The sequence below is a fragment of the Thermosynechococcus sp. OHK43 genome (assembly GCF_014466085.1).
GTDB lineage: Bacteria > Cyanobacteriota > Cyanobacteriia > Thermosynechococcales > Thermosynechococcaceae > Thermosynechococcus.
In genome coordinates, this window is the sequence record NZ_JACOMP010000192.1 from 1 (window position 1) to 3,532 (window position 3,532).

General features: G+C 53.2%; 5 protein-coding genes and 1 pseudogene. 2 read left to right on the forward strand and 4 right to left on the reverse strand.

Annotated features, from left to right (window positions below; all coding sequences use genetic code 11):
* The 3 genes and pseudogenes from H8Q75_RS07990 to H8Q75_RS08000 all read right to left on the reverse strand — a co-directional run.
* Positions 1–230: pseudogene (locus tag H8Q75_RS07990) on the reverse strand (hypothetical protein); the annotation flags it as partial.
* A gap of 115 nt (positions 231–345) precedes the next feature.
* Complete coding sequence (locus tag H8Q75_RS07995) at positions 346–927, reverse strand: thioredoxin family protein (protein WP_041429096.1); 582 nt, start codon at positions 925–927, stop codon at positions 346–348.
* Between the two features lie 189 nt (positions 928–1,116).
* Positions 1,117–1,353: a hypothetical protein gene (locus H8Q75_RS08000; protein ID WP_157869668.1), complete on the reverse strand. Its 237-nt coding sequence runs from the start codon at positions 1,351–1,353 to the stop codon at positions 1,117–1,119.
* Positions 1,354–1,533: 180 nt separating this feature from the next.
* Here H8Q75_RS08000 and surE point away from each other — a divergent pair, with 180 nt between their 5' ends.
* Positions 1,534–2,331, forward strand: coding sequence for a 5'/3'-nucleotidase SurE (surE, locus tag H8Q75_RS08005; RefSeq protein ID WP_024124827.1), 798 nt, complete (start codon positions 1,534–1,536; stop codon positions 2,329–2,331).
* Here surE and xth read toward each other — a convergent pair.
* Positions 2,317–3,102 (reverse strand): exodeoxyribonuclease III, encoded by a 786-nt coding sequence (xth, locus tag H8Q75_RS08010; protein WP_297041103.1) that lies wholly within the window; start codon positions 3,100–3,102, stop codon positions 2,317–2,319. The genes surE and xth overlap by 15 nt on opposite strands.
* Positions 3,103–3,204: 102 nt before the next feature.
* On the opposite strand from xth, the gene H8Q75_RS08015 reads away from it, so the two are divergent.
* A partial coding sequence (locus tag H8Q75_RS08015) for a DUF3084 domain-containing protein (RefSeq protein ID WP_297041104.1) occupies positions 3,205–3,532 on the forward strand: 328 nt, incomplete at its 3' end.

A 3,532-nucleotide genomic window follows, 5' to 3' on the forward strand; every position in this document is an offset into this window, starting at 1 on the left:
GGGATGGGGGGTGCCGCTGGCGGGCTTTCAGGCACAGGCTCTGCCGATGGTAATGTTGGCGATGCTGGCGTCTCAGCGGGTGTGTTGACAGGAGGGGTGGGGGCTGCTTGGCCACGGCTGGGACTCAAAGGACCGAGGGCGATCGCCACCGTTGCTATTGCCACTTTTACGGTTTTCAGGGCAGCCCCCATTGACTGCATTTGCACTGGCAAAAAAAGTTGGTTATTCACTGCTCACACCTAAAAACAATCGCGTCAACACGGCCAAACCCATTGGCATTGATATAACATAGGCCAACGACTGCAAAGCGGCAATAAAAGTGCCCCTCTCTTTCCCTTTCCAGGATTAGCTGTAATAGGCCGGTTCATTCCCCGGTTTCCACTTGATATTACAGCCGAGACTTGGTTTTTGATCCTCGCTGGGGGTTTGACCGGCTAACACGGCATCAATGGCTGCCCGCAAGTCTTTTCCAGTCACCGGTAGGCCATTCTGGGGACGGCTGTCATCAAGTTGTCCGCGATACACAAGCTTGCGATCGCTATCAAAGAGGAAGAAATCCGGTGTACAGGCTGCGGTGTAGGCCTTGGCCGTTTCTTGGCTCTCGTCGTAGCAAAGGGGAAATGTAAACCCTAGCTCCGTGGCCATCGCCCTCAGGGACTCTGGAGCATCATCGGGATAGTTGGCAGCGTCATTGGCACTAATAGCCACAATTCCTAGGCCTGTCTCTTTGTAGTCGCGCCCCAGCTTCGCCAGTTCCTCTTGGACATGCTTTACATAGGGACAGTGGCGACAAATAAACATCACCAGTAGGGCTTTCTTATCGGCAAAGGTGCTGAGGGAAATGGTTTGCCCGCTCACCACATCGGGCAGTTGAAAATCGGGAGCAACGGTACCAAGGGCAAGCATTGTGGACTCTGTCCGGGCCATAAAACCTCCTGAGAACGCTGGCAAGAGTGTTACAAATAGCAATATCGCCCCTAGTGTACTCTGTTGCAAGTGTGCCTCAAAGTGGTGGCAGAAGCGACTCCCCCAAACCCCAACAAACGCAAAAAGCAGCAAGATCACTGCTGCTTAGGGAGCGTAGCTGTTGATTTTTGAACACAGAGGAAAAGTGCTTTAGCCAATATAGCTTTGACGGGAGACGTGCTTCTCGAAGTTAGCTTGGGTTTGATGGAGAAGTTGCTCACGGCTGTCGCCGGCGTGTTTCAGGGCGGGCACCAAATTGCGCGCTTGAAGTGCCATGTGCAGTTGCAAATGGGCAACGTATTCACTGAGGTCTTCACGGAGGAATGGATGACTTTGATGCACAGACACAGTGTTCTCCTTCAACTGATGGTTCAGTAAGCGCCCCATCGATCCTGTCAATCCCTAAAAGCGGTCTTGTCAGGAATGGTGCGTCCAAACTGTTTGGCAGGGTGGGCCACGGAGTGCGCCACTTAACCCTTTTAGAGGTTAACATTTCTCAGGGAGTGTGCTGCAATTTGCAATCAACTGTAATGTTTGGCCAATACTTCAGGATTCAGGGGGCGAGAAATGCGGTTACTTGTTGCCAATGATGATGGGGTCTTTGCCCCCGGTATTCGGGCGTTGGCAGATACACTGGCGATCGCTGGCCATGAAGTGGTGGTCGTGTGTCCGGATCGCGAACGCTCTGCTACAGGGCATAGCCTCACGGTGTTTGATCCGATTCGCGCAGAAGTCGTGAGGGATCTCTTTCACCCCAGGATTAAGGCCTGGGCCTGCTCTGGTACCCCCTCCGACTGTGTGAAGTTAGCCCTGGGTGCTCTCCTAGAGGAACCTCCCGATTTTGTCGTTTCTGGGATTAACCAAGGCTCCAACCTCGGCACAGATATTCTCTACTCCGGCACAGTGTCTGCTGCTATGGAGGGGGTGATTGAGGGCATTCCCAGTATTGCCATCAGCCTCGCCAGTTTCACGGTTCATGACTTTCAGCCGGCCGCTGAGTTTGCCAATCGTCTCCTCAAAGCACTGGAAACCGACCCCCTTCCTCCCAAAATGCTCCTCAATGTCAACGTGCCTGCTTTGCCCGCCAGTGAAATTGCTGGGGTTGTTATTACCCGGCAGGGGATTCGGCGCTACCATGACCTTTTCCAAAAGCGCATTGACCCTCGCGGCAAAACCTACTATTGGCTTGCAGGTGAGGTGGTCGAAGAATATCCCCAAGACCCCAATCAAGCGCCCACGGATGTGGAAGCCATTGCCCAAAATTTGATTAGTATTACGCCACTGACCTTTGATCTCACCTATGGCCAAGGGGTACAGGATTTGACGGGGTGGCTGCCCACCGTACAGCCCCTATTCAATCTCTAGGATCACGGGTGCATGGTCACTGGGCTTGGGTAAGCGCCGAGGGGCAATATCGATGTGACAGTTGCAGGCACGGGCTTTGACACCGGGGGTAATGTAGAGGTGATCAATGCGCCAGCCATGATTGCGGCGAAAGGCACCTGCCCGATAATCCCACCAAGAGTAGTGCCCTGGCGCTTCAGTAAAGTGGCGAAAGGCATCATAGAAGCCAAGATCGCGAATGGCTGCCAGAAGGTTGCGTTCAGCATCGGTGGCCCCCACTTTGGTGGCGCGATCGCTAGCATCAAAGAGGTCCTTATCTTCAGGGGCAATATTAAAATCGCCACAGAGAATCACCTCCCTTTGGGCGGTGAGTTGCTCGAGATAGATATACAGAGTTTTCAGCCAGTGCAGCTTGTAGTGGTATTTCTCACTGTCGTACTCGCCGCCGTTGGGAATATAAACATTCACTAAGATCACCTCAGGGGCCAATTGGGCGCGAATGATTCGTTTTTGTGTATCCAACTCACTGTGGCTGGGTAATTGGGGGGCAAAGCCTGCCTCTACCCCCACAAGGGGCTGACGACTGAGAATGGCCACCCCATTGTAGGCCTTTTGGCCACTACAATAAACTTGATATCCACGATCCAAAAAGGGCTGCCGCGGGAACTCAGCATCTGTGACTTTGGTTTCCTGAAGACAGAGATAGTCCGCCCCAGTACTATCCAACCACTGGCACACCTGGTCAAGGCGGGTGCGAATTGAGTTGACATTCCAAGTAGCAATTTTTGGCATCGCTTGATTGCAGTCAAAGTGGTTTGCCCAAACCGTTATAGGGGTCAGCATCGGCACATACTGTAAAAAGTATAGTTGGGGAGTGGCAGCAGTACCCGAAATATGGCTGGGTATGTTCTCGTCTTGGCGGTGATTATTCTTGGGGGCGCGATCGCCACAGTGGGCGATCGCCTGGGCTCAAAAGTGGGCAAGGCTCGATTGAGTTGGTTTAATTTGCGGCCCCGACAGACCGCTGTTCTGATCACCATTCTCACGGGGAGCTTAATTTCTGCCTCCACTTTGGCCATCCTCTTTGCCCTCAGTCGTGAATTGCGCGATGGTGTCCTGCGCATTGATACGATTCGCCGTCAACAAGCGGCTGCCGAACAGGAACTAGCGGAAACCCGTGCCCAAACGGACAAAATGGAAGCGGAAGTGGCACAACCGCAAA

Excerpts from the sequence above, each read along its gene's own strand:
- H8Q75_RS07995 (WP_041429096.1), bottom strand. The coding sequence starts at position 927 with ATGGCCCGGACAGAGTCCACAATGCTTGCCCTTGGTACCGTTGCTCCC.
- H8Q75_RS08000 (WP_157869668.1), bottom strand. The coding sequence starts at position 1,353 with ATGGGGCGCTTACTGAACCATCAGTTGAAGGAGAACACTGTGTCTGTG.
- surE (WP_024124827.1), top strand. The coding sequence starts at position 1,534 with ATGCGGTTACTTGTTGCCAATGATGATGGGGTCTTTGCCCCCGGTATT.
- xth (WP_297041103.1), bottom strand. The coding sequence starts at position 3,102 with ATGCCAAAAATTGCTACTTGGAATGTCAACTCAATTCGCACCCGCCTT.